The sequence below is a fragment of the Duganella sp. genome (genome assembly GCF_039595735.1).
Classification (GTDB): Bacteria; Pseudomonadota; Gammaproteobacteria; order Burkholderiales; family Burkholderiaceae_D; genus Rugamonas.
On record NZ_JBCNLB010000013.1, the window covers coordinates 110,617 to 131,801 of the forward strand.

General features: G+C 64.5%; 17 protein-coding genes. 6 read left to right on the top strand and 11 right to left on the bottom strand.

The window, feature by feature from the left end; all coding sequences use genetic code 11:
* Positions 1 to 4: 4 nt before the first annotated feature.
* The 5 genes from ABDW57_RS19900 to kduI are packed head-to-tail and all read right to left on the bottom strand — an operon-like array spanning position 5 to position 4,819.
* The gene (locus ABDW57_RS19900) at positions 5 to 955 is read right to left on the bottom strand and encodes a carbohydrate kinase (protein ID WP_343731918.1); all 951 of its coding nucleotides are present in this window, start codon (positions 953 to 955) and stop codon (positions 5 to 7) included.
* Positions 952 to 2,151, bottom strand: coding sequence for an AGE family epimerase/isomerase (locus ABDW57_RS19905; RefSeq protein WP_343731919.1), 1,200 nt, complete (start codon positions 2,149 to 2,151; stop codon positions 952 to 954). Before ABDW57_RS19905 ends, ABDW57_RS19900 begins: the two co-directional genes overlap by 4 nt.
* A complete protein-coding gene (locus tag ABDW57_RS19910) occupies positions 2,148 to 3,209 on the bottom strand; it encodes a hypothetical protein (protein ID WP_343731920.1) in 1,062 nt (353 codons plus the stop codon). Before ABDW57_RS19910 ends, ABDW57_RS19905 begins: the two co-directional genes overlap by 4 nt.
* Positions 3,206 to 3,961: a 2-dehydro-3-deoxy-D-gluconate 5-dehydrogenase KduD gene (kduD, locus tag ABDW57_RS19915; protein WP_343731921.1), complete on the bottom strand. Its 756-nt coding sequence runs from the start codon at positions 3,959 to 3,961 to the stop codon at positions 3,206 to 3,208. Before kduD ends, ABDW57_RS19910 begins: the two co-directional genes overlap by 4 nt.
* Before the next feature lie 9 nt (positions 3,962 to 3,970).
* Positions 3,971 to 4,819 carry a 5-dehydro-4-deoxy-D-glucuronate isomerase gene (gene kduI / locus ABDW57_RS19920; protein ID WP_343731922.1) on the bottom strand — a complete coding sequence of 283 codons (849 nt, stop codon included), beginning with the start codon at positions 4,817 to 4,819 and terminating at the stop codon, positions 3,971 to 3,973.
* Between the two features lie 210 nt (positions 4,820 to 5,029).
* Here kduI and ABDW57_RS19925 point away from each other — a divergent pair, with 210 nt between their 5' ends.
* Complete coding sequence (locus ABDW57_RS19925) at positions 5,030 to 6,097, top strand: LacI family DNA-binding transcriptional regulator (RefSeq protein WP_343731923.1); 1,068 nt, start codon at positions 5,030 to 5,032, stop codon at positions 6,095 to 6,097.
* Positions 6,098 to 6,268: 171 nt separating this feature from the next.
* Here ABDW57_RS19925 and ABDW57_RS19930 read toward each other — a convergent pair whose 3' ends face one another.
* Positions 6,269 to 7,246 carry a DJ-1/PfpI family protein gene (locus ABDW57_RS19930; RefSeq protein WP_343731924.1) on the bottom strand — a complete coding sequence of 326 codons (978 nt, stop codon included), beginning with the start codon at positions 7,244 to 7,246 and terminating at the stop codon, positions 6,269 to 6,271.
* 133 nt (positions 7,247 to 7,379) lie between these two features.
* Here ABDW57_RS19930 and ABDW57_RS19935 point away from each other — a divergent pair, with 133 nt between their 5' ends.
* Positions 7,380 to 8,486: an S-(hydroxymethyl)glutathione dehydrogenase/class III alcohol dehydrogenase gene (locus ABDW57_RS19935; RefSeq protein ID WP_343731925.1), complete on the top strand. Its 1,107-nt coding sequence runs from the start codon at positions 7,380 to 7,382 to the stop codon at positions 8,484 to 8,486.
* Positions 8,487 to 8,496: 10 nt separating this feature from the next.
* Here ABDW57_RS19935 and ABDW57_RS19940 read toward each other — a convergent pair whose 3' ends face one another.
* Positions 8,497 to 8,835: a hypothetical protein gene (locus ABDW57_RS19940; protein ID WP_343731926.1), complete on the bottom strand. Its 339-nt coding sequence runs from the start codon at positions 8,833 to 8,835 to the stop codon at positions 8,497 to 8,499.
* Positions 8,836 to 8,947: 112 nt separating this feature from the next.
* Here ABDW57_RS19940 and ABDW57_RS19945 point away from each other — a divergent pair, with 112 nt between their 5' ends.
* A complete protein-coding gene (locus ABDW57_RS19945; RefSeq protein WP_343731927.1) occupies positions 8,948 to 9,454 on the top strand; it encodes a hypothetical protein in 507 nt (168 codons plus the stop codon).
* Positions 9,454 to 9,726, top strand: a complete 273-nt coding sequence (locus ABDW57_RS19950) for a hypothetical protein (protein ID WP_343731928.1) — start codon at positions 9,454 to 9,456, stop codon at positions 9,724 to 9,726. The genes ABDW57_RS19945 and ABDW57_RS19950 overlap by 1 nt, the downstream gene beginning before the upstream one ends.
* On the opposite strand, the gene ABDW57_RS19955 is transcribed toward ABDW57_RS19950, so the two are convergent.
* Positions 9,723 to 10,382: a DUF2459 domain-containing protein gene (locus ABDW57_RS19955; protein ID WP_343731929.1), complete on the bottom strand. Its 660-nt coding sequence runs from the start codon at positions 10,380 to 10,382 to the stop codon at positions 9,723 to 9,725. The genes ABDW57_RS19950 and ABDW57_RS19955 overlap by 4 nt on opposite strands.
* A 39-nt stretch (positions 10,383 to 10,421) precedes the next feature.
* The gene (locus tag ABDW57_RS19960; protein WP_343731930.1) at positions 10,422 to 12,422 is read right to left on the bottom strand and encodes a glycoside hydrolase 43 family protein; all 2,001 of its coding nucleotides are present in this window, start codon (positions 12,420 to 12,422) and stop codon (positions 10,422 to 10,424) included.
* A 337-nt stretch (positions 12,423 to 12,759) separates the two neighbouring features.
* Between ABDW57_RS19960 and ABDW57_RS19965 the strand changes: the two genes are divergently transcribed.
* On the top strand, positions 12,760 to 15,912 hold the full coding sequence (locus ABDW57_RS19965) for a TonB-dependent receptor (protein WP_343731931.1): 3,153 nt from the start codon (positions 12,760 to 12,762) through the stop codon (positions 15,910 to 15,912).
* On the opposite strand, the gene galB is transcribed toward ABDW57_RS19965, so the two are convergent.
* Complete coding sequence (galB, locus tag ABDW57_RS19970) at positions 15,909 to 18,569, bottom strand: beta-galactosidase GalB (RefSeq protein ID WP_343731932.1); 2,661 nt, start codon at positions 18,567 to 18,569, stop codon at positions 15,909 to 15,911. The two genes, ABDW57_RS19965 and galB, sit on opposite strands and share 4 nt — an antisense overlap.
* An 89-nt stretch (positions 18,570 to 18,658) precedes the next feature.
* On the opposite strand from galB, the gene ABDW57_RS19975 reads away from it, so the two are divergent.
* Positions 18,659 to 19,654: a LacI family DNA-binding transcriptional regulator gene (locus ABDW57_RS19975; protein WP_343731933.1), complete on the top strand. Its 996-nt coding sequence runs from the start codon at positions 18,659 to 18,661 to the stop codon at positions 19,652 to 19,654.
* On the opposite strand, the gene ABDW57_RS19980 is transcribed toward ABDW57_RS19975, so the two are convergent.
* Entirely contained in the window at positions 19,651 to 21,177 is a 1,527-nt protein-coding gene (locus ABDW57_RS19980; RefSeq protein WP_343731934.1) for a cryptochrome/photolyase family protein, read from the bottom strand. The two genes, ABDW57_RS19975 and ABDW57_RS19980, sit on opposite strands and share 4 nt — an antisense overlap.
* Positions 21,178 to 21,185 lie beyond the last annotated feature (8 nt).

A 21,185-nucleotide genomic window follows, 5' to 3' on the forward strand; every position in this document is an offset into this window, starting at 1 on the left:
GCAATCAGGCGGCGCATGAGGGGCTTCCTTCCGCAAAGGTAGTGACGTGGACCGATGGCGCCAGCGCCTCGATCTGGTCAAGGGTAGGGGGGACGGCGCCAGTCTGCAGGCAGGCGGCGGCGCCGGCTGCGACGGCAAAGCGCAGATGGTGCATGCCGGTTGCCTGCGGATGGTGCATCAGGCTATACAGCAGCGCGCAGATGCAGGCGTCGCCGGCGCCGATGGTGTCGGCCACGGTGATGGCCGGCGGTTTGGCCCGCCAGGCTTGCCGTCCGGCGTGGAATTCCGCGCCCTGGGCGCCGCGTGTCAGCAAAATACTGGTCTCCGGGTTGAGGGCGCGCAGGCTGGCGCAGGCCTGGCGCACGTCGTCGGTGCGGAACAGGCCGACCAGGTCTTCGTCCGAGACCTTGATCACATCGGCCAGCGCCGCCATCTTGCGCAGCATGGGATCATAACGCTCATCCATCAGCTTGCGGAAATTGGGATCATAGCTGATCCTGACGCCGGCCGACTTCAGACTGCAGGCCAGCGACAGCAAACGGTCGGCCAGCGGCGGACGCGCCAGGCTGATGCCGCCAAAATGCACCCAGCGCACTTCGCGGTCCCAGCCGCTGGGCAGGTTCCATGGCGCGAACTGCTGGTCGGCGCTGTTTTCACCGATGAAGAAGTAGTCCGGCGGCGCGGTTTCGTGCACTACCGCCAGCAGCGGCGGGCGGTCGTTGAGCTGCAGGAAGCGCGGATCGAGGCCGGCTTCCTGGGCGCTGGCCTGCAATGCCAGGCCGAACACGTCGTTGGAGATGGCGCCGGCAAACGCGCTCGGCACCTCCAGCCGCGCCATGGCGCGCGCGACATTGAGGCCGGCGCCGCCGGTCATGCTGGTCCATTGATTGGGGCCGGTGCGGACCATGTCGGTCAGGGCTTCGCCGGCGGAGACAAACAGGGGCAGGGTGTTCATGCAGCGCTCCCCAGCGCGCGCAGCACTTCGTAACAGGCGCCCATGGTGTGGTAATCGGTCTTGCCGGCCGGGCTTTTCTCGTCGCTCAGCTGGCGGTTGTCCTGGCTCAGGATCCGATACCAGGCGCCGTGGCGGTGGTCCACCATGTGGGTCCAGCTATAGCGCCACAGGCGGTCGTACTCGTCCCAGAAGCGCGTTTCGCCGGTGCGTACCGCCAGCACGGCGGCGGCGGCCAGCGATTCGGCCTGCACCCAGAAGTATTTGTCGCCGTCGCAGACACTGTTATCCGGCGCGAAGCCGTACACCATGCCGCCGTGCTGCGCGTCCCAGGCGTGGTCGAGGGCGTCGTCGAACAGCCCGATCGCGCGCGGCAGCAGCCAGTCGGCCGGCAGATGGCGCTCCAGCAGCAGGAGCAGCTTGGCCCATTCGGTAAAGTGGCCCGGCTGGTAGCCCCATGGACGGAAGATGTTGGTCTTGTCGTCGCGATTGTAGTCCCAGTCGATCTGCCAGTTGGCGTCGTAGTGTTCCCAGATGCGGCCGCCGGCCAGCGCGGCCTGGCGTTGCGTGATGTTGCGCGCCACTAGTTCGGCGCGCAGCAGATAGTGGCGCTCGCCGCTGGCTTCATAGGCGGTGATCAGCGCTTCGCAGGCGTGCATATTGGCGTTCTGGCCGCGATAGGGCCGCACCTCGCTCCAGTCGGGCAGCGCCTGGTCGGCGTACAGGCCGTGCTGCTGTTCCCAGAAGTGCTGTTCCATCAACGCGTAGACTTCGGCCATCCATTGCCGCGCTTCCGCGATGCCGGCGGCCAGCGCCTGCGCATAGGCCAGCAGCACGAAGGCCAGGCCATAGCAGTGGTTCTCGCCGTCTTCCACGGTTTTCTGCCGGCCGTCCCAGCGCAACTGCCAGGCGTAGCCGCCGGTGGCCGGGTCGCGGTGCACCTCGCGCAGGAAGGCCACGCCGTGGCGTACCGCGTTCAGATATGCGTCGCTGGGAAAGTGGCGATGCGCCATCGCATAATTGAAAACGAAGCGGGTGCTGCTGACCAGGTGGCGCGTGGCGCGGTCGTAAACCGTGCCGTCATCCTTGAAGAAATGATAGAAGCCGCCGCTGGCGTCGATGCAGCGCGGGTGGTAGAAACGCATGGTTTCCTGGATGTGCTGTTGCAGCGCTGCGGGGGATCGGAATTGCGGCGTCATGTCGGGCTCCAGTCGTTGAAAGATGGCGCCAGGCGGGCTGGCAAGGCGCCGCTCCAGGCGGCAATGCGGTATTGGGTGCGCCACGGCTGGCCGGCTTGCAGGGTAATGCCGAGGCGGTCGGCCAGCGGGTGATGCCGCGGCGGGCGGGCAACGCGGCTGAGGTCGAACACGCTGTTGACCGGTTCCGCGCCAAGCGCCACGTGGCGCCCCTGCCACGGGAACTCCGGCCGGCCGCGGTTGCTCAGCCAGAGCATCAGATCGGGAAATTGACGGGTGTCCCACCACATGCCGACGTGGGCGTCGTAGTCGAGGTAGTTCAGGCTGAACGGCGCGGCGTTGTGGCTGGACTCCAGGGACCTTACTTGCAGCAGTTCTTCGCCGTCCTCACGCAGGGGCAGGTGGCTGAGGTCGAGCGGACCGTGAAGGCCGGCCAGGGCGTCGAGACGTTCCGAACGGGCATCGGGCAGCAGGCGGCTGATGGCGCCCGCGCTGCTGCTCGGGTAGCTGAAGATGCCGGCGTGCCGGCCCAGCTCCAGCTTGACCCGGCCGCTCGGATGCGGCAGCCGGAAGGTTGGGTGCAGGCCGGCCGGCAGGCGCAGGCTGCGCCGCGGAAGGATCAGCAGCTGCATATCCAGCGCAGGCGCGTCCGGAATCACCTGCAAGTGGCGCTCGATGCGGGCGATCGGCGAGTCCTGCGGATAGTCGATGGCCAGGCAAACCCGCTCGCTGCTGGCGTGTTCGCACTGCCAGCGGTGGTTGGCGCTGTAGCCGTGCGGCCAGCTGTCTTCCGGATTGACGGCGGTCCATTCCGGCGGCAGATCGGGCGGCTGGTCGGTACGGCCGAAAGGCACGCACGGCCATTCGCCGCGCATGCGGCGCAGCACCCCAGGCAGGTCGAGCGAGCTGGTGGTGCCGGCCCATGGCGCGACGTGCATCACCTGCAGGTCGCGTTCGGCGTCCAGGCGGAAATGCAGGGGACCGAGCATGGCGCCCAGCGCTTGCACCTCGGCGCTGCCGTGCGCCCATTCCAGCCGCCACATCTGGCGCAGGACGCTCATCGTGCCAGCCATCCGCCGTCTACCGGCAGCACCACGCCGTGCACATAATCGCTGGCGGCGCTGGCCAGGAATACCGCCGCGCCGGCCAGGTCGTCCGGCCGGCCCCAGCGTCCGGCCGGGATGCGCGCCAGGATTTGCGGTTCGCGTTCGCGGTCGGCGCGCAGAGCGGCCGTGTTATTGGTCGCAAAGTAACCAGGTGCGATGGCGTTGACGTTGACGCCGCGCGCCGCCCATTCATTGGCCAGCGCGTGCGTCAGGCCGGCCACGCCGCTTTTGCTGGCCGCGTAGGCCGGCACGCGGATGCCGCCCTGGAAGGACAGCAGCGACGCCACATTGATGATCTTGCCGCCGCCATTCGCCAGCATGTGGCGCGCCGCCGCCTGCGACAGGAAGAACAGCGACTTGAGGTTGGTGTCGACGACATCGTCCCAGTCCTGTTCGGTCACGTCGATGGCGTCCGCACGGCGGATGATGCCGGCGTTATTTACCAGGATATCAAGCCGGCCAAAGGCGGCCAGCGCCTGATCCACCACGCCGGCCAGTTGCGCCTGCCGCGACAGGTCGGCCGCCACGGCATGGAAGCGGCGGCCTGCAGCATGCACACGGGCGGCGGTTGCGGACGAATCGCTGCGGCCGGCCGCCGCGATATCGGCGCCGGCTGCGGCCAGCGCGATGGCGATGGCCTGGCCCAGCCCCGTATTGGCGCCGGTGACGAGCGCGACGCGCCCGCTCAGGTCAAACAGATTGTGCATGGTGGTCTCTTATTTGAGCTGGCAGATGTCCAGCACCGTCATGTCGGTGTAGTCGAGGTTTTCGCCGCCCATGGCCCAGATGAAAGCATAGTTGGCGGTGCCGGAGCCCATGTGAATCGACCATGGCGGCGACAGCACGGCTTCCTCGTTATCGATAACTAAATGGCGCGCAGCATCGGGCTGCCCCATGAAATGGAAGATGCGCTGGTCCTTGGCCAGGTTGAAATAGAAATAGACTTCGGAGCGGCGCTGGTGCACGTGCGGCGGCATGGTGTTCCAGACGCTGCCGGTTTTCAGTTCGGTCAGGCCAAGCAGCAGCTGGGCCGAGCGGCACACCCCGGGGATGACGTACTGGTAAATGGTGCGGGCGTTGGAGGCTTCCAGGCTGCCGCGCTCCAGCGGCACGGCGGTGGCGTGGCTAATTTTCTTCAGTTCGTAGCGGGCGTGGGCAGGCGTCGAGGCCAGGTAGAAGCGGGCCGGATTGCCTGCATCGTCCGAACTGAATTCCACGCTAGCGCTGCCCATGGGGACATACAGGCCGTCGCGCGGCGCCAGTTCAGTAATGACGCCGTCGACCGTCACGCGGCCGGCGCCTGCGCCGACGTTGATAATGCCCAGTTCCCGGCGCGCGAGGAAGGGCACTGCGCCGCCGCCCGGCGTGGCCGGCTGCGGCGGCAGGGCCAGCGTTTGTTGCAGGGGCAGGGCGCCGCCGATGATGAAACGCTCATCGTGGCTGTAATTGAGGGAAATGCGTTCGGGGTGGAACAGGCCGGTGACGAGGTAACGCTCGCGCAGATCGTCGTTGCTGGCCTGCGCCATCATGTCGGGATGCGTGGCGTAGTAGGTTTTGTCAAACATGGAAGCGTCTCCGTGATTTGTTATCGATCACATTCTAACAGAACTTATTCGCGAAAAGCAAAGCGCTTTGTGTTGCGTGCCCTTTAGGTAAAGATGTAGGAAAACTTCACGTTTTTTTGCCGAGTGGCGCCATCTAGGGTAGGATGGCAAAAAATTTAATCGATAACATGGCGTGTTTCGCGCAGAGCACAGCCATTGGAGAGCTTAACAATGCCACGAGTTCCGAACAACAAGAGCGCGCCGGAGGAGCCACTGCGGCCGGCCTCCAGCGTCACCCTGTACGATGTTGCCGAGCGCGCCAAGGTGTCGGGGATGACGGTGTCGCGCGTCATCAACGGCAACGCCCACGTCAGCGACAAGACGCGCGAAAAAGTGATGCGCGCGATTGATGAATTGGGCTACAAGGTCAACGTCGCCGCCCGCGCCGCCCGCGTTGGCACGCTGCGGGTTGGTCTGTTGTACAGCAACCCGAGCGCGGCCTTCCTGAGTGCCTTTCTGGTTGGCGCCATGGGCCAATGCAACCGCAGCGGCGCGGAACTGATACTGGAACATTGCGTCGATCTGAAATCCCAGCGCAAGGCGATCGAGCGTCTGATCAGCGTGGGTGCGGACGGCATCCTGGTGCCGCCGCCGTTATGCGACTCGCGCTCCGCGCTCAAACACCTGAAAGAAATCGGCATGCCGACGGTGGCGGTGGCGACTGCGAAACCTTCACCGCAGGCTTCGGCCGTGCGCATCGACGACTATGACGGTGCGCGCGCGATGACGAAGTACCTGCTGTCGGAAGGGCACACCGACATCGCCTTCATCAAGGGCGACCCTGAGCACACCCCGGCGCAATTGCGCTACCAGGCCTTCATCGACACCATGCGCGAAGCGGGCCTGCAAGTGCCGGCCGAGCGCATTGCCCAGGGCATGTTCACCTATCGATCCGGCCTGCTGGCGGCGCGCGAGCTGCTGGGCCAGAAAACCCGCCCGAGCGCCATCTTCGCCAGCAATGACGACATGGCCGCCGCCGCCATCGCCGTCGCCCATGGCCTGCACTTGCAGGTGCCGGAAGATGTGGCCATCGCCGGCTTCGACGATACGCCGGTGGCCGTCACGGTCTGGCCGGAGCTGACCACCATCCACCAGCCGATTGCCGAGATGGGCCGGGCGGCGGTGGAACTGGTGATCGATCACGTCAAGGAGCGCCGCGCCGGCCACGACGTCCCGCCCAAGCATCAGCTGATGCCGTACCGCCTGGAAGTACGCGAATCCACTGCGGCCACCGAGTAGGCCAGGGATTGCAGTGTTGACATTGAAAATCGCTGTGCTAGAATTGACTTAGTTATCGATAACAATGCGATTTTTCCAGTGGCGCATGTGGTGTCGGTAACAGTCTCCCGTATGGAGTTCCTCATTCCATGTGGTTAAGCCGAGGCGGCCGACGGGCCACTCGGCATTTTTTTAGTCCACGCCAGTGGTGGCGAAACGTTCGCGGTACAGCCTGGGCGTGATGCCCAGTTTTTTCATGAAGACGCGGCGCATATGGACTTCATCGCTGAAGCCGGCGCGGGCGGCCACGGTTTTCAGTGGCAGCGCCAGATCGGCCAGCAGGGCGGTGCCGCGTTCGAAACGGCATTGTTCAATGAATTCCTGCGTACTCAGGCCCACTTCCTGCTGAAACACGCGGGTGAAGTGGCGCTCGCTCATCATGGCTTTTTGCGCCAGTTGCGCCACCGTCAGGCGCTGATGCAGGTTATCCAGTATCCAGTTTTGCAGCGCGCGGATGTTGGGGCGGGTGGTGCGTTCGCTCAGCAGATGGGCGCTGAATTGCGACTGGCCGCCGGGCCGCTTGAGGAATACCACCATCTCGGTTGCCACTTCCAGCGCCAGCTCGCGGCCATAGTCTTCTTCCACCAGTGCCAGCGCCAGGTCGATGCCGGCGGTGACGCCAGCCGAGGTCCAGACATTCTCGCAGCGGACGAAAATGGCGTCCGCATCGACCTCGATCGCGGGGTATTCAGCCTGCAGGCGTGCGGCCACGCTCCAGTGGGTGGCGGCGCGCTTGCCATCGAGGACGCCGGCGGCGGCCAGGAAGAAGGCGCCGGAACACAGCGCGGTCAGGCGTGCGATGCGCGCCGCCACCGCGGCAACCCAGTCGGTGATGGCGGCGCTTTCGATCAACGCTGCCTGGATGTGGCGCGCGCCAACGATGATAGCGTTGTCGGGCAGGGACAAGGTGCTCAGGGCCTTGGTGGCGTCCAGCGACATCAGGGTATCGGACTGCACCGGCCCGGTCTTGTGCGAGGCGATGCGCACGTCGTAGCCGCTGCCTTTGCCGCGCCGCTGCAAGTGCAGATTGGCGTATTCAAACACCGACATCGGGCCGACCGCTTCCATCGCTTTGAATCCGGGATAGACCACGATATCGACTGTTTTCATGAGGTGTGCGGGCAGGGCAGGGAAAAATCCGGCCATTATTGTATCAATTCCAGCCATTCTCTGCCGGCTGTGGCCACGCGGCGCGCGCGCGTGGCCACAATGGCGGCTTTCATTGCTACCGGAATCTGACACCATGAAAACCAAAGCCGCAGTTGCATGGCGCGCCGGCGCGCCGCTGACCATCGAGGAAGTTGACCTGCAAGGCCCGCGCGCGGGCGAGGTGCTGGTCGAACTGAAGGCCACCGGCATCTGCCACACCGATTACTACACCCTGTCCGGCGCCGATCCGGAAGGTTTGTTCCCGGCGATTCTGGGCCATGAAGGCGCTGGCGTGGTGGTCGACGTCGGCCCCGGCGTCACCACGCTGAGGAAAGACGACCACGTGATTCCGCTGTACACGCCGGAATGCCGCCAGTGCAAATTCTGCCTGTCGCGCAAGACCAATCTGTGCCAGGCGATACGCGCCACCCAGGGCAAAGGCCTGATGCCGGACGCCACCAGCCGCTTCTCGCTCGACGGCAAACCGCTGTTCCATTACATGGGCACGTCGACCTTCTCGAACTATATTGTGGTGCCCGAAATCGCGCTGGCCAGGATCCGTCCGGACGCGCCGTTCGATAAAGTTTGCTACATCGGTTGCGGCGTGACCACCGGCGTCGGCGCGGTGCTGTTCTCGGCCAAGGTGGAAGCGGGCGCCAACGTGGTGGTGTTCGGCCTGGGCGGCATAGGCCTGAACGTCATCCAGGCGGCCAGAATGGTGGGCGCCGACAAGATCATCGGCATCGACATCAACCCGGCGCGCCAGGAAATCGGCCGCAAATTCGGCATGACCCATTTCATCAACCCGAACGAGGTCGAGAACGTGGTGGACGCGATCGTGCAGCTGACCGACGGCGGCGCCGACTACAGCTTCGAGTGCGTCGGCAACACCACCCTGATGCGCCAGGCGCTGGAGTGCACGCACAAGGGCTGGGGCCAGTCCTTCATCATCGGCGTGGCGGCGGCCGGCCAGGAAATCTCGACCCGTCCGTTCCAGCTGGTGACGGGACGCGAGTGGAAGGGGTCGGCGTTCGGCGGTGCCCGCGGACGCACTGACGTACCCAAAATCGTCGACTGGTACATGGAAGGCAAGTTGAATATCGACGACCTGATCACGCACCGCCTCAAGCTGGAAGACATCAATGAAGGCTTCGACCTGATGAAGCGCGGCGAGTCGATCCGCTCGGTGGTGCTGTACTAAGCTGCGCGGCTCAGACCAGCCAGGCTGGCAGTTGCCCCAGATGGTTGGCGACCGCGCTGCGGCGCTTGCCGTCTGGCCCGAGGCCAAAGCAGTCGATCGCGTTCTGGTAGAACAACCGGTCCAGCCCCATGCCGGCCAGCGCATGGGCGACTTGCTCCGGATAGCGCTGCCACTGGCCGTCGACCACGTTCATGAACCAGTCGGAACCGTACATGATGCGTTGGTTGAAGGCAGCGGCATCGCCAAAGCGCGCAGCCGCTTGCGCCAGCCGGACCACCGGTTTGCAGGCGTCGAGGTCCTGGCCGCACTTGCGCAGACCATCCCATTTGCCAACATCGCCATAGATCACGTATAGCCTGCTTCACAATCTCGACTACTTCGCCGTCTGACTTGATGTCCGCCAGCGGATTGTAAGCGACCAGCGACAGCAGGGAGCCGTTCGACAGCTGCGAGATGCGGCGGTGTACCGCCACCTGATCCCGCAACGTCGAACGGGTTGCATCATAGGGGATATTGAAATCGACCATGGCGTCAAACACGGCGTTCACGCCGGGCATGCCTTGCTGGTAGGTCTTGAGGTTCACCCAGCGGTCATTGTGCCTGCAGGCGATAAAACTCAGCAGGCGTGCCCCCAGGCTGATGCGCTTGCCATCGTTTTCTTGCAGGTTCCGCAGTGCGCTGTCGGCCTGCTGGCGGGTGTACTATCGAGCGGTGCCAGATTGGCGCTGATTTGCTCCAGTTCTTTCAGTTCGTCGCCAGCGGTCAATGTCTTATTGCTGATGCTGCGTATCGCCGGCTTCAACAGCCTCAGCAGATTAGCGACGGGGCCGACCTCGTGGCCGATGGAGTCTCGGCGGGCGGAAAAATGCGTACTTTGTCACCGCGGCGCAAACATTGCGAGTTGGGCGGACAGGGCATACAATTGCGGCCGTCGGGTTTTTTACGCCCCTATCGAACAAGGAAAATAATGAGTCTGCCGCAATACATCACGATCAATGGAACCGCTTATGCATCGGAAAACCTGAGCGCAGCCGCCAAAGAACAGGCGTTGAATGTGCAAGTGGTGGATGCGGAACTGGCGCGCCTGCAGCAGCGGATCGCGATCGCCCAGACCGCGCGCAACGCCTACTCGGCGGCGTTGATCGAAGCCGTAAAAGGCAAGGACAAGACCGCCGCGGCGGACAAGCCGAAGAAGGCACGCGCGCCGCGCAAGCCCAAGGCCGCCGCCGCTGCCGCTTAAGCAGCCGGCTGCTGCTGGAGCCGGGAAATGCGCTGCGCCTGCTCAAACACGGCGCGCGCTGTCAGGTTGAAGCCGGACACCGGCATCCCGGCCGCCCGCAACGCTCCCACCACCCAGGAATTGCAGTTGTTGAACAGACTGTAGCTGCCGGTCGCCTGATAAAAGCGGTCCGGATTGTCGGGCTGCTGGCTCAGGTTGATGGGCTTGCCGTCCGGCGCGGCAGCGATGCTGCGGTCGATGTATTCAATCAGTTGCTGATACCCGCGCTCCGTCAGGGCAAGCGCGACGACGTCGTTCGCCTGGGCGCCCAGCGGCGGATTGGTGTCGCGCGCCCCCAGCTGCAGCGCCGGGAAGTCGGACGCCACCAGCGCCTTGACCGCCTTGGACAGGGGCGGATGGTCCATCACAAAATACTCGCCGTCGCCCCAGCCCACCAGCACGTATTTGTGGCCGCGAAAATCCGCGCCCAGCTTGCTGCTGCGTGCCAGCATGGACGGGCCGTCAAACAGCAAGGCCGTATGCCAGCCGTATTGCACCACATAGAGCGTATGCGGCGTGGCTTGCGTCGGCAGGTCGGCGCGGGACGGCAGGCCGGCACAGCCGCTCAGAAGAACGGCTGACAGGAAAATGGCAAGCTGCTGGATGACCGATCGCATTGGATGTGGTGGCGGGCTCAGGTGGCAAAGTCCGCGATTTTACAATGCCGACCAGTTGAAGCGCACGCCATCGCTGCCGTCCGGAATCGGGCCGGGGCTGTCGGCGATCAGGGCGCCGCTTTGCGGATGGACGCGCAGGTAGAAATTGGTTTGCAGCGACATCAGCAGCAGCTCGCCGGTGGGCGTTTCCATCCATTGGAAGGCCTGGGCCAGGCCTGGACGGACGGTCTGAAGCGAAGCGCTACCATCTGCGCCGATGCTGAGGTAGCTGTCGCCCGCCTGCAGCGCCACCCGGCCCAGGCTGAGATCGCGCACCGTGAAGTTCAGCGGCTGTGCGGCCGCGCGGCCGGCGGCAGCTTTCAACTGGATCGCGCGCTCGTACGGGATGGGCCGCATCAGGCCGCGCGGGTAGGGCTGGTTGATGTCGATGCTGTCGAAATCGGCGGCGCCGCCATTCTGCTTGCCGGTGTTGTAGTTGAACAGGGCGTAGCGCACGCCCTGGAAGGTGGTCAGCTGGAAGATCATGGTGAACTCGGCGCCGATCGGCTGGAAGTTCTGGCCATCGATGGAATAGCTGAAGCGCGCCTTCTCTTTCAGGAAGTCGCACTCGGCGCGCAGCCACAGCCGGGTGGCGGTAATCGGAATGCGCACGGTCTGGTTGCGTGCCTGGTCGAACAAGGCCAGCGACAGCTTGCTGTCCTTGCGCTCCACACCCAGCGTGGCGTAGGGCAGGTTAAGCAGGGCCAGGCCGGCGACGTCGTTGTCCAGCAGGCCCGCCACGTCCAGCGCCACCGTCGGCGTCGAGAGCGGACCGATGGCGCGCTGGGTCAGCGTGTTGCGCGCGTCCCAGAACGAGGTGGCCGGCATGGCGCGCAGGCGCAGGAAGCCGGGCCGCTCGTTGAGCGACCAGCGGTCCTCCACCGGCACGTGGTTCCATTGCCAGATCGGCTTGAGCGCCGCGTCGGAGAAGTCGTCGCTGCGTTCAAACGGCACTTTGATCGGCTGCCGCTCGGCGGTGCGCGGCTTGACCCAGGTACGTGGATTGCGTCCCAGGTTGCCGGGCAGGCCGAAATACGGCCAGCCATCTTTCCACGTCACCGGCGCCAGGCTGAGCAGACGGCCTACCGAGTTATAGTCCATCATCGAAAAACCCCACCATTCGCCCGCCTCGGTCAGCACAATGCCGCCTTGATGCATGGCGGTGCCGTCGCGCGAAGCCGGATTGGGCGGACTGACTTCAAACGGGTACTGCTTGTTCTGCAGGCGGTAACCGCGCACCAGGCCAAAGCCTTCATCCTTGCTGATCGCCTGATTGACTTCATACGGGCCATACACATGGTCGGCGCGCGCGGCCGGCATGCGGAAGCCGCCCGCATAGTTGGCGCTCAGGATGTAGTACTTGCCGGCGATCTTGTAGAAGTGCGCGCCTTCACCCATGCCGTCGGTCTTGGCGAACAGGACTTTCTCGGTGCCGGGCACGATGTCAAGCAGGTCGTCGGTCAGCTGGGCGATATGCATGTCCTGGTGGCCCCAGACCGCGTATGCCTTGCCGTCGTCGTCAAACAGCACCGACAGGTCGTGCAGGCTGCGCTTCATTTCCCAGTGCGTCCACGGCCCGCGCGGGTTGATGGCGGAATAGATCTGCGTGGCGCGGCCATTCACATTGGTGAAGATGTAGAACACGCCGTTGCGGTAGCGCAGGCTGGGCGCCCAGATGCCCTGGCCATAAATGTTCTTGCCGCCTTCCAGCCGGTAGGCCGGGCCAAGGTCGAGCCGCTCCGCGGCGTAGCTGAGGAGCTCCCAGTTGACCAGGTCTTTCGAGCGCAGCACCGGCAGGCCGGGCATGGCGTGCATGGTGGTGCCGGTCAGGTAGAACCAGTCGTTGACGCGGATGATGTCCGGGTCGGAGAACTCGTCATAGAACAAGGGATTGGTGAAAGTGCCGTTGCCGTTGTCCGGGGTCCAGGTGGTGGGCTTCTGGGCCTGGGCGGGCGCGGACAGCAGGGCTGCAAGCAGGGCGAAGTAAACGGCTGGTTTCATCGGATCTCCGTGGTTTTTTGATTCGCGCCACCATAAAAAAGAAAAAATTATTTATCCAATAATTTTTTTGTCGCTGCTGATATTCAAACGGTTATCGGCAGAGTGACGGAATGTTTCCTAGCGTATCTGGAATGACTTCATTTGGGCTGTTTTTTGTAGCGACACCGCAACGAAACAATGTTTGCGCAACCAAAAGCGACAAAAAGCATGTGTTTTTATAACAACGGTGACGGTTGACATGTTTTTTTAGTGAGCACACCATGAAATGGTTGCGCTAGTCATTTTGAAGTTCCCATACCAAAAAGCGGCACATGAGGCCGCAAAACAGGAGACAACTATGAGTAGAAATACAACCGGCGCCGTGGCTTGCCGCCTCGGCTCCAGCAACGCTATTTTCATCACCACCATCCTGGCCGGCTCCATCATCAGCGCCTTTGCCCATGCGGCCGAGCCGCCGGCGCCGGAAAACGCCGGCGAGCAGCAGACCGTGGTGCCGGTGGTCACCGTGGCCGGCTACCGCAGTTCGCTGGCTTTGTCAGCCAATGAGAAGCGCGAGAACATTGGTCTGAGCGATACCGTGTTTTCCGAAGACATGGGCAAATTCCCCGATCCGAACATTGCCGATGCACTGGCGCGGGTGCCCGGCGTGACCGTGCGCCGCGCCGAGATCGACGGCGAGGGCCTCAACATCTCCATCCGCGGCATGGGACCGGCCTTCACGCGCGTGCTGCTGAACGGCGCGCCGATGGCGTCGGCGTCGGCCGGCAGCTGGGGCGGCTCGATCAGTGCCAACCGCGAAGTGGACATGGACTTCCTGCCGTCGGAACTGTTCCGCAGCGCCAGCGTGTACAAGAGCCAGCAGGCCAGCCTGATCGAAGGCGGCATTGCCGGCACGGTGAACATGCGCAGCGTGCGGCCGTTCGACAAGAACGGCTTCCGCACCGCGTTCACCCTGAGCGGCAACTACCGCGAGCAGAACGGCAAGACCGGCACCACCGGCTCGGGCCTGATCAGCAATACCTGGAACAGCAGCACCTGGGGCAGGTTCGGCATCCTGGGCGGGGTGGCGTTCGGCCACACCAAGTACAAGACCGACGGCTTCCAGTCGGTCGATATGCGCAACTTCCAGCTGAAGCCCTTCCAGGTCAACAGCAGCGACAAGGCCAACGCCACCGGCGGCGGCTCGCAGTCGACCCCGGACACCGTGCCTTCCGGCCTGGCGCTGGCCAACTTGCCGGAATACGCGCGCTCCATCCTGGTGCCCGGCAAGCAGATTGACCGCGCCATGCTGCTGGCGCTGAATCCTGGCGCCACCATCCAGCAGATCGACAACGCGCTGATGGCGCGCCTGGGCCGCCACCTGGTCTATGAAGGCGAACGCAAACGCGCCGGTGAAGTCATCAGCATGCAGTGGCAGCCGAACGACAAGTGGGATCTGTACCTGGACCTGGTGGCGGCGCAAAAGAACAATGAGATGATTTATCAGGCCATGAATGCGGGCACGCGCGCCAACACCGTGATCCCGATCGGCATGGAGTTCGACCGCAGCGATTGCACCATCGGCTGCGTGCTGACCAAGGCCACGTTCGCGAACACCTTCTGGTCGCTGGAGTTCCGGCCGATGGAGGAGAAAACCAAATTCCACAGCGTGAATCCGGGTTTTGAATTCCGCCCGAGCGACAAGTGGACCATCGACGGCCATTTCAACGCCACCCGCAGTACCTTCTACCGCGACATGCCAACCGTGCTGCTGGCCACCATGTCGCCCAATTCGGTCATCTCGTACGAGAACAAGACCGCCGGGCAGTCGCCGGTGTACAGCGCCAACCTGGATATCAACGATCCAAAGAACTTCGGCTGGTATCAGGCCGGGCAGGGCTTGTCCGGCCTGCGCATGGATCTGTACGAGCGCACCAACACCACCAAGGGAACGCGCCTGAACGTCAACTGGGGCGACACCGATTTCAGCATCAAGGCCGGCGGCGCCTACGACGACATCGAACGCCGCTACCGCAGTTACGGCGTGGCCGACGCCTGGATGAACGTCGCTTGCGGGAACAACGTCAACGTGCGCTTCTTTGCGCCCAATCCGCAAATCCGTTCACCGAACTGCGATGGCCGCAGTGTGCCGGGACCGGTAACCGATGCCGCCACCGCCTACCCGGGCTATGGCACCGGGGCCACCGCCGGCGCCACCACGCCGCTGGCCTATCTCGGCTCGGTGGTGCCCAATGCAGCAGTGCCGGATTACGCGCACGCCTCCGGCCAGGGTTTCATCACGGTGGACTGGCCGAAGTTCGCGCAGGCCACGGACTATCAGTACTTCCGCGACAACATCTACAAAGGCTTCAACAACGGCAGCGGCGGATATATCCGCGAGAAGGTGACCGGCTTGTACACCGAGGTGAACGGCCGCACCAAGCTGTTCGGCGGCACCTTCCGCTACAACGCCGGCATCCGTTATGCGCGCACCCGGCAGACCATCGGTGCATTGAGCTCCGTGGCCGATCCGCGCAACGCCTCGCTGGGTGCGGGCGGCCTGTATGACAACCTTGGCGTGTGGGCTTATGAAACCACGACCTACAGCAACACGCTGCCATCGGCCACGCTGGCGTACAACATCACGCCGTCGCTGATTGCGCGCGCATCGGGCTCCAAGTCGCTGACGCGGGCCAACCCGGCCGATCTGCGCCAGACCATGCTGACCCTGGGCGACCAGGGCGCGCGCCAGGGCAATGTGACCAATCCGAAGCTGAAGCCTTTCGAGGCCAACAACCTCGATCTGGGTCTGGAGTACTACCTGACGCGTGAGGCCTACATCTCGGCCAGCGCCTTCGCCAAGGACATCATCAGCCGCCCGGGCCAGCGCATCACCACCTACACGCTGGCGCAGCTGGATGGGATGTTTGGCACCATCGGGCTGACGCCGGCGCAGCAGGAGTCGGTCAACGCCAGCGGTGGCCGCGACAAGCACCTGGTCGAGATCACCGAGCCATTCAATATCGACACCAAGCTGAAAGTGCGCGGGCTGGAACTGACCTGGCAGCAGCCGCTGGACATGCTGCCGGTGAAAGGCTTCGGCTTTGCCGCCAACTTCACCTATGCCAAGCAGACCGACGACGCGCCCAACGCACCGCCGGTGGCCGGCGTCCCGCCGCGCACCAACAACCTGACGCTGTACTATGAGCGCAATGGTCTCAACGTGCGGGTGGCGCGCCAGTACACGGCCGGCCACGTAGTCAACACCAGCACCGGCCTGAATGTGCCGGGCGGCGCCTACGCCTACACCACGGCGCGCTCACAGGTCGATCTGTCGGTGGGGATGAACCTCAAGCAGATGTTCAACTTCGCCTACAACACCGACCTCACGCTCAGCGTGTGGAACGCCAACAAGGCGATCAGCCAGACCTATACGCAGTTCAGCAACGCGGTGTTTGACGAGTACAAGCCGGGCGCCAGCTACACGCTGTCGCTCCGGACTTCGTTCTAACGGCCTTGCAGCGTCACGGTGGCGGGCCGCAGTCCTTCAGCGGTGGCCCGCACCGTGATCGCGCCGCGTTGTCCCGGCCTGGCGCGCACGATGGCCAGGCACAGGCCATTGAAGGCGGCGCGCTCCGGCGATTTGAACGACTCCAGGTTGGCCGGATCGCCGTTGTCGGTCGCCACCAGCTCACCCGGACCTTCCACCGTGAAGCGGATGCGCTGGTCGGCGCGCGGCGCGGTGACGCCGTTGGCGTCCGTCACGCGCACGGTGATGAAGGACAGGTCGCGGCCGTCGGCGGTGATGGTGCTGCGGTCGGCGCTGGCCTGCAACGCGGCTGGCGCCTGCGCCGTTTTCACCGAGGAGCGCGCCCATTCCTTGCCGTCCTTGTAGGCGATCACGCTGATTTCGCCCGGTTCGTAAACCACGTAATCCCAGCGCAGGCGGTATTCGTAGGGCGCCTTCTTGCGGCGGCCTTGCGATTTGCCGTTGACGAACAGCTCCGCTTCATCGCCGGAGGTGAACAGGTGCACCGGCGTGACTTCGCCCACGCGCTCCGGCCAGGTCCAATGCGGCAGCAGATGCGCCAGCGGCAGGTCGGGACGCCAGCGCGACTGGTACAGGTAGTAGCGGTCTTTCGGGAAGCCGGCCAGGTCGATGATGCCCGAGTAGGAACTGCGCGCGCCGTAGTAAGGTGTCGGCTCGCCCAGGTAATCCCAGCCGGTCCAGACAAATTCTCCGGCCACGTAAGGGTTCTGGTCCTGCGCCGCCCACGAGCGATCGGCCGAGCTGCCGAAATCGGCGGCAAACAATTCGTAGGCGCTGACTTGCTGGCGTTTCGGATCGCCGCCGACGCCCGGACGCACCGGCGCGCTGTTCACGCCCGGCACCGGGAACTGGTACTCGCCGCGGCTGCTCAAGGCGGACGCGCTTTCGCTCGACAGGATCATCTTGTCGGGGAATTTCTGGTGGAAGCCCGGGAACTGGCCAGGCAGGCTGCGGATGCCCGCACCCTGGTAATTCAGGCTGATGACGTCCACCGTGGCCGGCAAGGCCATGTCCGGCTTGGCGTAGTTCATGGCGCCGGTGATAGGGCGGGTCGGATCTTCCTCGCGCGCGATGTTCACCAGTCTGGTGCCGATCGCGGCGCCGGCTTCGCCGGTGTATTGTTCGCCCACCTCGTTCCCCACGCTCCACATGATGATGGATGGGTGGTTGCGGTCGCGCCGCAGCATGGCGCGCAGGTCCTGCTCGTGCCAGTCCGGGAAGATCAGGTGGAAGTCGAGCGGGGTTTTCTTGCGTTCCCACGAGTCGAACACTTCGTCCATCACCAGAATGCCCATGCGGTCGGTCAGTTCCAGCAGTTCCGGCGCCGGCGGGTTGTGGCTCATGCGGACCGCGTTGGCGCCCATTTCCTGCAGCATCTGCAACTGGCGTTCGGCGGCGCGCACGTTGAAGGCCGCGCCCAGCGCGCCCAGGTCGTGGTGGTTATTGACGCCATTGATCATGATCTTCTCGCCGTTGACGAACAGGCCATGGTCGGGATCGAAGCGCAGCGAGCGGATGCCGAACGGCGTTTCGTAGGTGTCCACCACCTTGCCATTGCGGCTGACGGTGGTCACGGCCACGTAGCGGTGCGGGCGCTGTTGCGGCGGCGGTCCCCACAGGCGCGGTTGCGCGATGCGCGCGCTGGCGTTGATGGTGGCGTTGCCGCGCGCAGCCACACTGACGCGTTGCGCCGGCAAGGTGGCGACGGCGGCGCCGGTGCGCTTGCCGTCTTCACCCAGCAGGTACAGCTGCGTGCCGACTTCCAGGGCTGCGGCGTCCTTGCCGTCGTTATCGACGGTGACCGCCAACTCCACCGTGGCCGCTTCACGCGAGACTTCCGGCGTGCGCACCACCGTGCCCCAGTGCGCCACATGCACCGGGTCGTTCACGCTCAGCCACACATTGCGGTACAAGCCGGCGCCGGGATACCAGCGCGCCGATTCGGCCGGATTATCGAGGCGGATCGCCAACTGGTTGCTGCCGCCCGGCGTCAGGTAAGGCGTGAGATCGAGGCGGAAACCGTTGTAGCCATAAGGCCAGCCGCCCACCAGCCGCCCGTTGAGCCACACGCTGGCGTGCGACATGGCGCCGTCGATGTCGAGGAAGACGGACTTGCCTTTGTCGCGCGCCGGAATGTCCAGCTTTTTGCGGTACCATACCGGCCCCCAGGTGGTCAGGCGCCCCATGCCGCCATACGGACCGGTGGCAAGGAAAGGACCTTCGATGGCCCAGTCGTGCGGCAGGGTGACGCTGCGCCACGAGCGGTCATCAAAGTCCGCGCGCAGCAGCGGCGGCGAAACGGCCGGCTCGGCGGCGGGGCGTTGCGCGCGCCTGGCCGGATCGGCCACGAAGGCATTGCCGCTCGGGAGTATCCAGGGCTTGAGCAGGCCCTCGGCGGGGCGTTGAACCTTTTCCGCCTCGTCAGGCCGGGCGTCGGCTACCTTGCCGTCGGCGCTTTGCCTGATTTCCGGACGCACGTCATATTGCAGCAGCGGGCCATAGCCCTCCGGATCGCCGCGCTGGAAGCGCCAGCCGTCGTTGAGGGACTGGCGTTCGGCCAGCGCAGAGAGGGGAAGCAGGGCAAGGCCCAGCAGGCCGGCGCCAATCAAGCGGTGCATAAAGTCTCCTTTTAATTCCAATAATGATAGCGCAACCATTTTGGTTTGTCAGTTAGAATGATTTCGCTATCAATATCACGAGAGAAAAGATGCCAGCTACCCCCGTCACACTGATCGATGTCGCCAAGTCGGCCGGCGTTTCCCCGATTACCGTGTCGCGTGCCTTGAACGAGCCGCACCTGGTGCGCCCGGCAACCCTGGCCAAGGTGCAGGAAGCGGTGAAACGGACCGGTTACGTCAAGAACATGCTGGCCGGCGGCCTCGCTTCCAGCCGCAGCAAGCTGGTGGCGCTGGTGCTGCCGACCATTTCCACCCAAACCTTTGCCGACATGGTGCAGGGCGCAACCGATCGCCTCACCGCGGCCGGCTATCAGCTGCTGCTGGGTATTGTGGGGTATGAGACCTGGCGTGAAGAGATGCTGGTGGAGACGGTGCTGAGCCGGCGGCCGGACGGCGTGATCCTCACCGGCTCGCTGCACACCGACAGCACGCGTCAGCGCCTGCTGCAGATCGGCACGCCGGTGGTGGAGACCTGGGACATGACCCCGCATCCGATCGACATGGTGATCGGCTTCTCGCACGAGGAAGTGGGCCACTCCTGCGCCGCGCATCTGCTGGAGCAGGGCTACCGGAATTTCGGCATGCTGACCGCGAACGATCCGCGCGCCGGCCAGCGTAACCAGGGCTTCCAGGTGGCGCTGGCGCGGCAGGGCATCAACGTGGTGGCCTCGCATACGGTGCAGGCGCCGGGCGGCCTGCCGCAAGGGCGGCTGGGCGCGGTGGCGCTGCTGGATCAGCATCCGCAGCTGGACGCCATCTTCTGCAGCTCGGATACGCTGGCGCACGGCGCGCTGATTGAAGCGCAAAGCCGCGGCCTGCGCGTGCCGGAGGACCTGGCGATCATGGGCTTTGGCGACCTGAATTTTTCCGCTTACACCAATCCGCCGCTGTCCACCGTCAAGGTGGATGGCGCCAAGATCGGCGCCATGGCGGCGCAGGCCTTGCTGGACCGCTTGAATGGCGACGAAGCGGCCGAGCGCATCGTCAACACCGGTTTTGAGCTGATCCAGCGCGGCAGCACTTAAAGCTCCGCCAGCCGGTGGCGCAGGTCGGCGGCGCGTTCGCGCAGCGCAGTCAGGGCGCCATCGTCCATACGGCGCAACTGCTGATACACCACGCCGAGGCGCTGGTTGCCGGCCAGCCGGTCGCGATTGCGGTCGAAGAAATCCCAGTACAGGGCGTTATACGGGCAGGCGCGCTGGCCCACACGGGCCTTTTTATCGTAGTGGCAGCCCTTGCAGTAATCGCTCATGCGGTCGATATAGGCGGCGCTGGAGACATAAGGCTTGGTGGCCAGCAGGCCGCCGTCCGCGAACTGGCTCATGCCCAGCGTGTTGGGCAGCTCGACCCACTCGAAGGCGTCGATGTAAATGCCGAGATACCAGTGATGCAGCTCCTGTGGCGACAGCCCCGCCAGCAGCGCGAAATTCCCGATTACCATCAGCCGGTTGATATGGTGGCTGTGCGCATGCTGCAGGGACTGGCCGATGGCCGCAGCCACGCAGCGCATGCGGGTCTGTCCATCCCAGAACCATGGCGGCAATGGCGCGTGATGGTCGAAGGCGTTCAGCTTGTCATAGCCCGGCATGCGGTGCCAGTAGACGCCGCGTACATATTCGCGCCAGCCCAGGATCTGCCGGATGTAACCTTCGGCAGATGCCAGCGGCACGGCACCGTCGCGATATGCGGCCTCCACGCGCTCCACCACCGTGCGCGGCGACAGCATCTTGACGTTCATCGCAAACGACAGCAGGGAGTGGAACAGCCGCCAGGCCTTGGCGCTCATTGCATCCTGGAAGCGGCCGAAGTGGGGCAGCGCCTGTTCCACGAAGCGCTCCAGTTGCTGCAAGGCTTCCTGCTGGTTGAGCGGCCAGCCGAATTGCGCCGCATTCGGCTCGCCAAAACTGTTGGCGCCGGAAGCCTGGATGGTTTGCCACAGCGCGCTGTGATCGTGGCGGCCGCGCAGGTCGGCCGGCTCCCACGGGATGCCGTTCCATGCCTCGCGGTTGTCGTGATCGAAGTTCCACTGCCCGCCGGCCGGCTTGCCGGTGTCGGACATCAGCACGCCGTGGCGCGTGCGCATGCGCCGGTAGAACTGTTCCATCAGCCAGTGCTCGCGCCCGGAGAAGAGTTGGGCCGCCTCGTCGCGCGCGGTGTAGAAATGCTCGGTGTCCTCCATCCCGGATGGCATGGGGAGGGCGGCCGCGTAGGCGGCCAGTTGCTGGTCCAGCCGCCACTCATCCGGCGCCTGCCAGGCGAATTCGCAGGCGCCGTGATGGGCCAGCAGGAAATCGAGATTGCCGGGCACCGTCTGGCGGTTGTCCGGATCGTCAATGGCGAGATAGTGCACGCGGTGGCCAGCTGCGCCCAGGTGCCGCGCGAATTCGCGCATGGCCGCGAAGATGGCGATGATCTTTTGCGCGTGGTGCAGCACATAGTCGGTCTCCTGGCGCACTTCCATCATGACGTAGACCACGTCATCGTGCGGCCGGGAGAACCAGCTGTGCTGCGGATTTAATTGGTCCCCGAGTATTAGTCTAAGCTTCATCGGGGCGA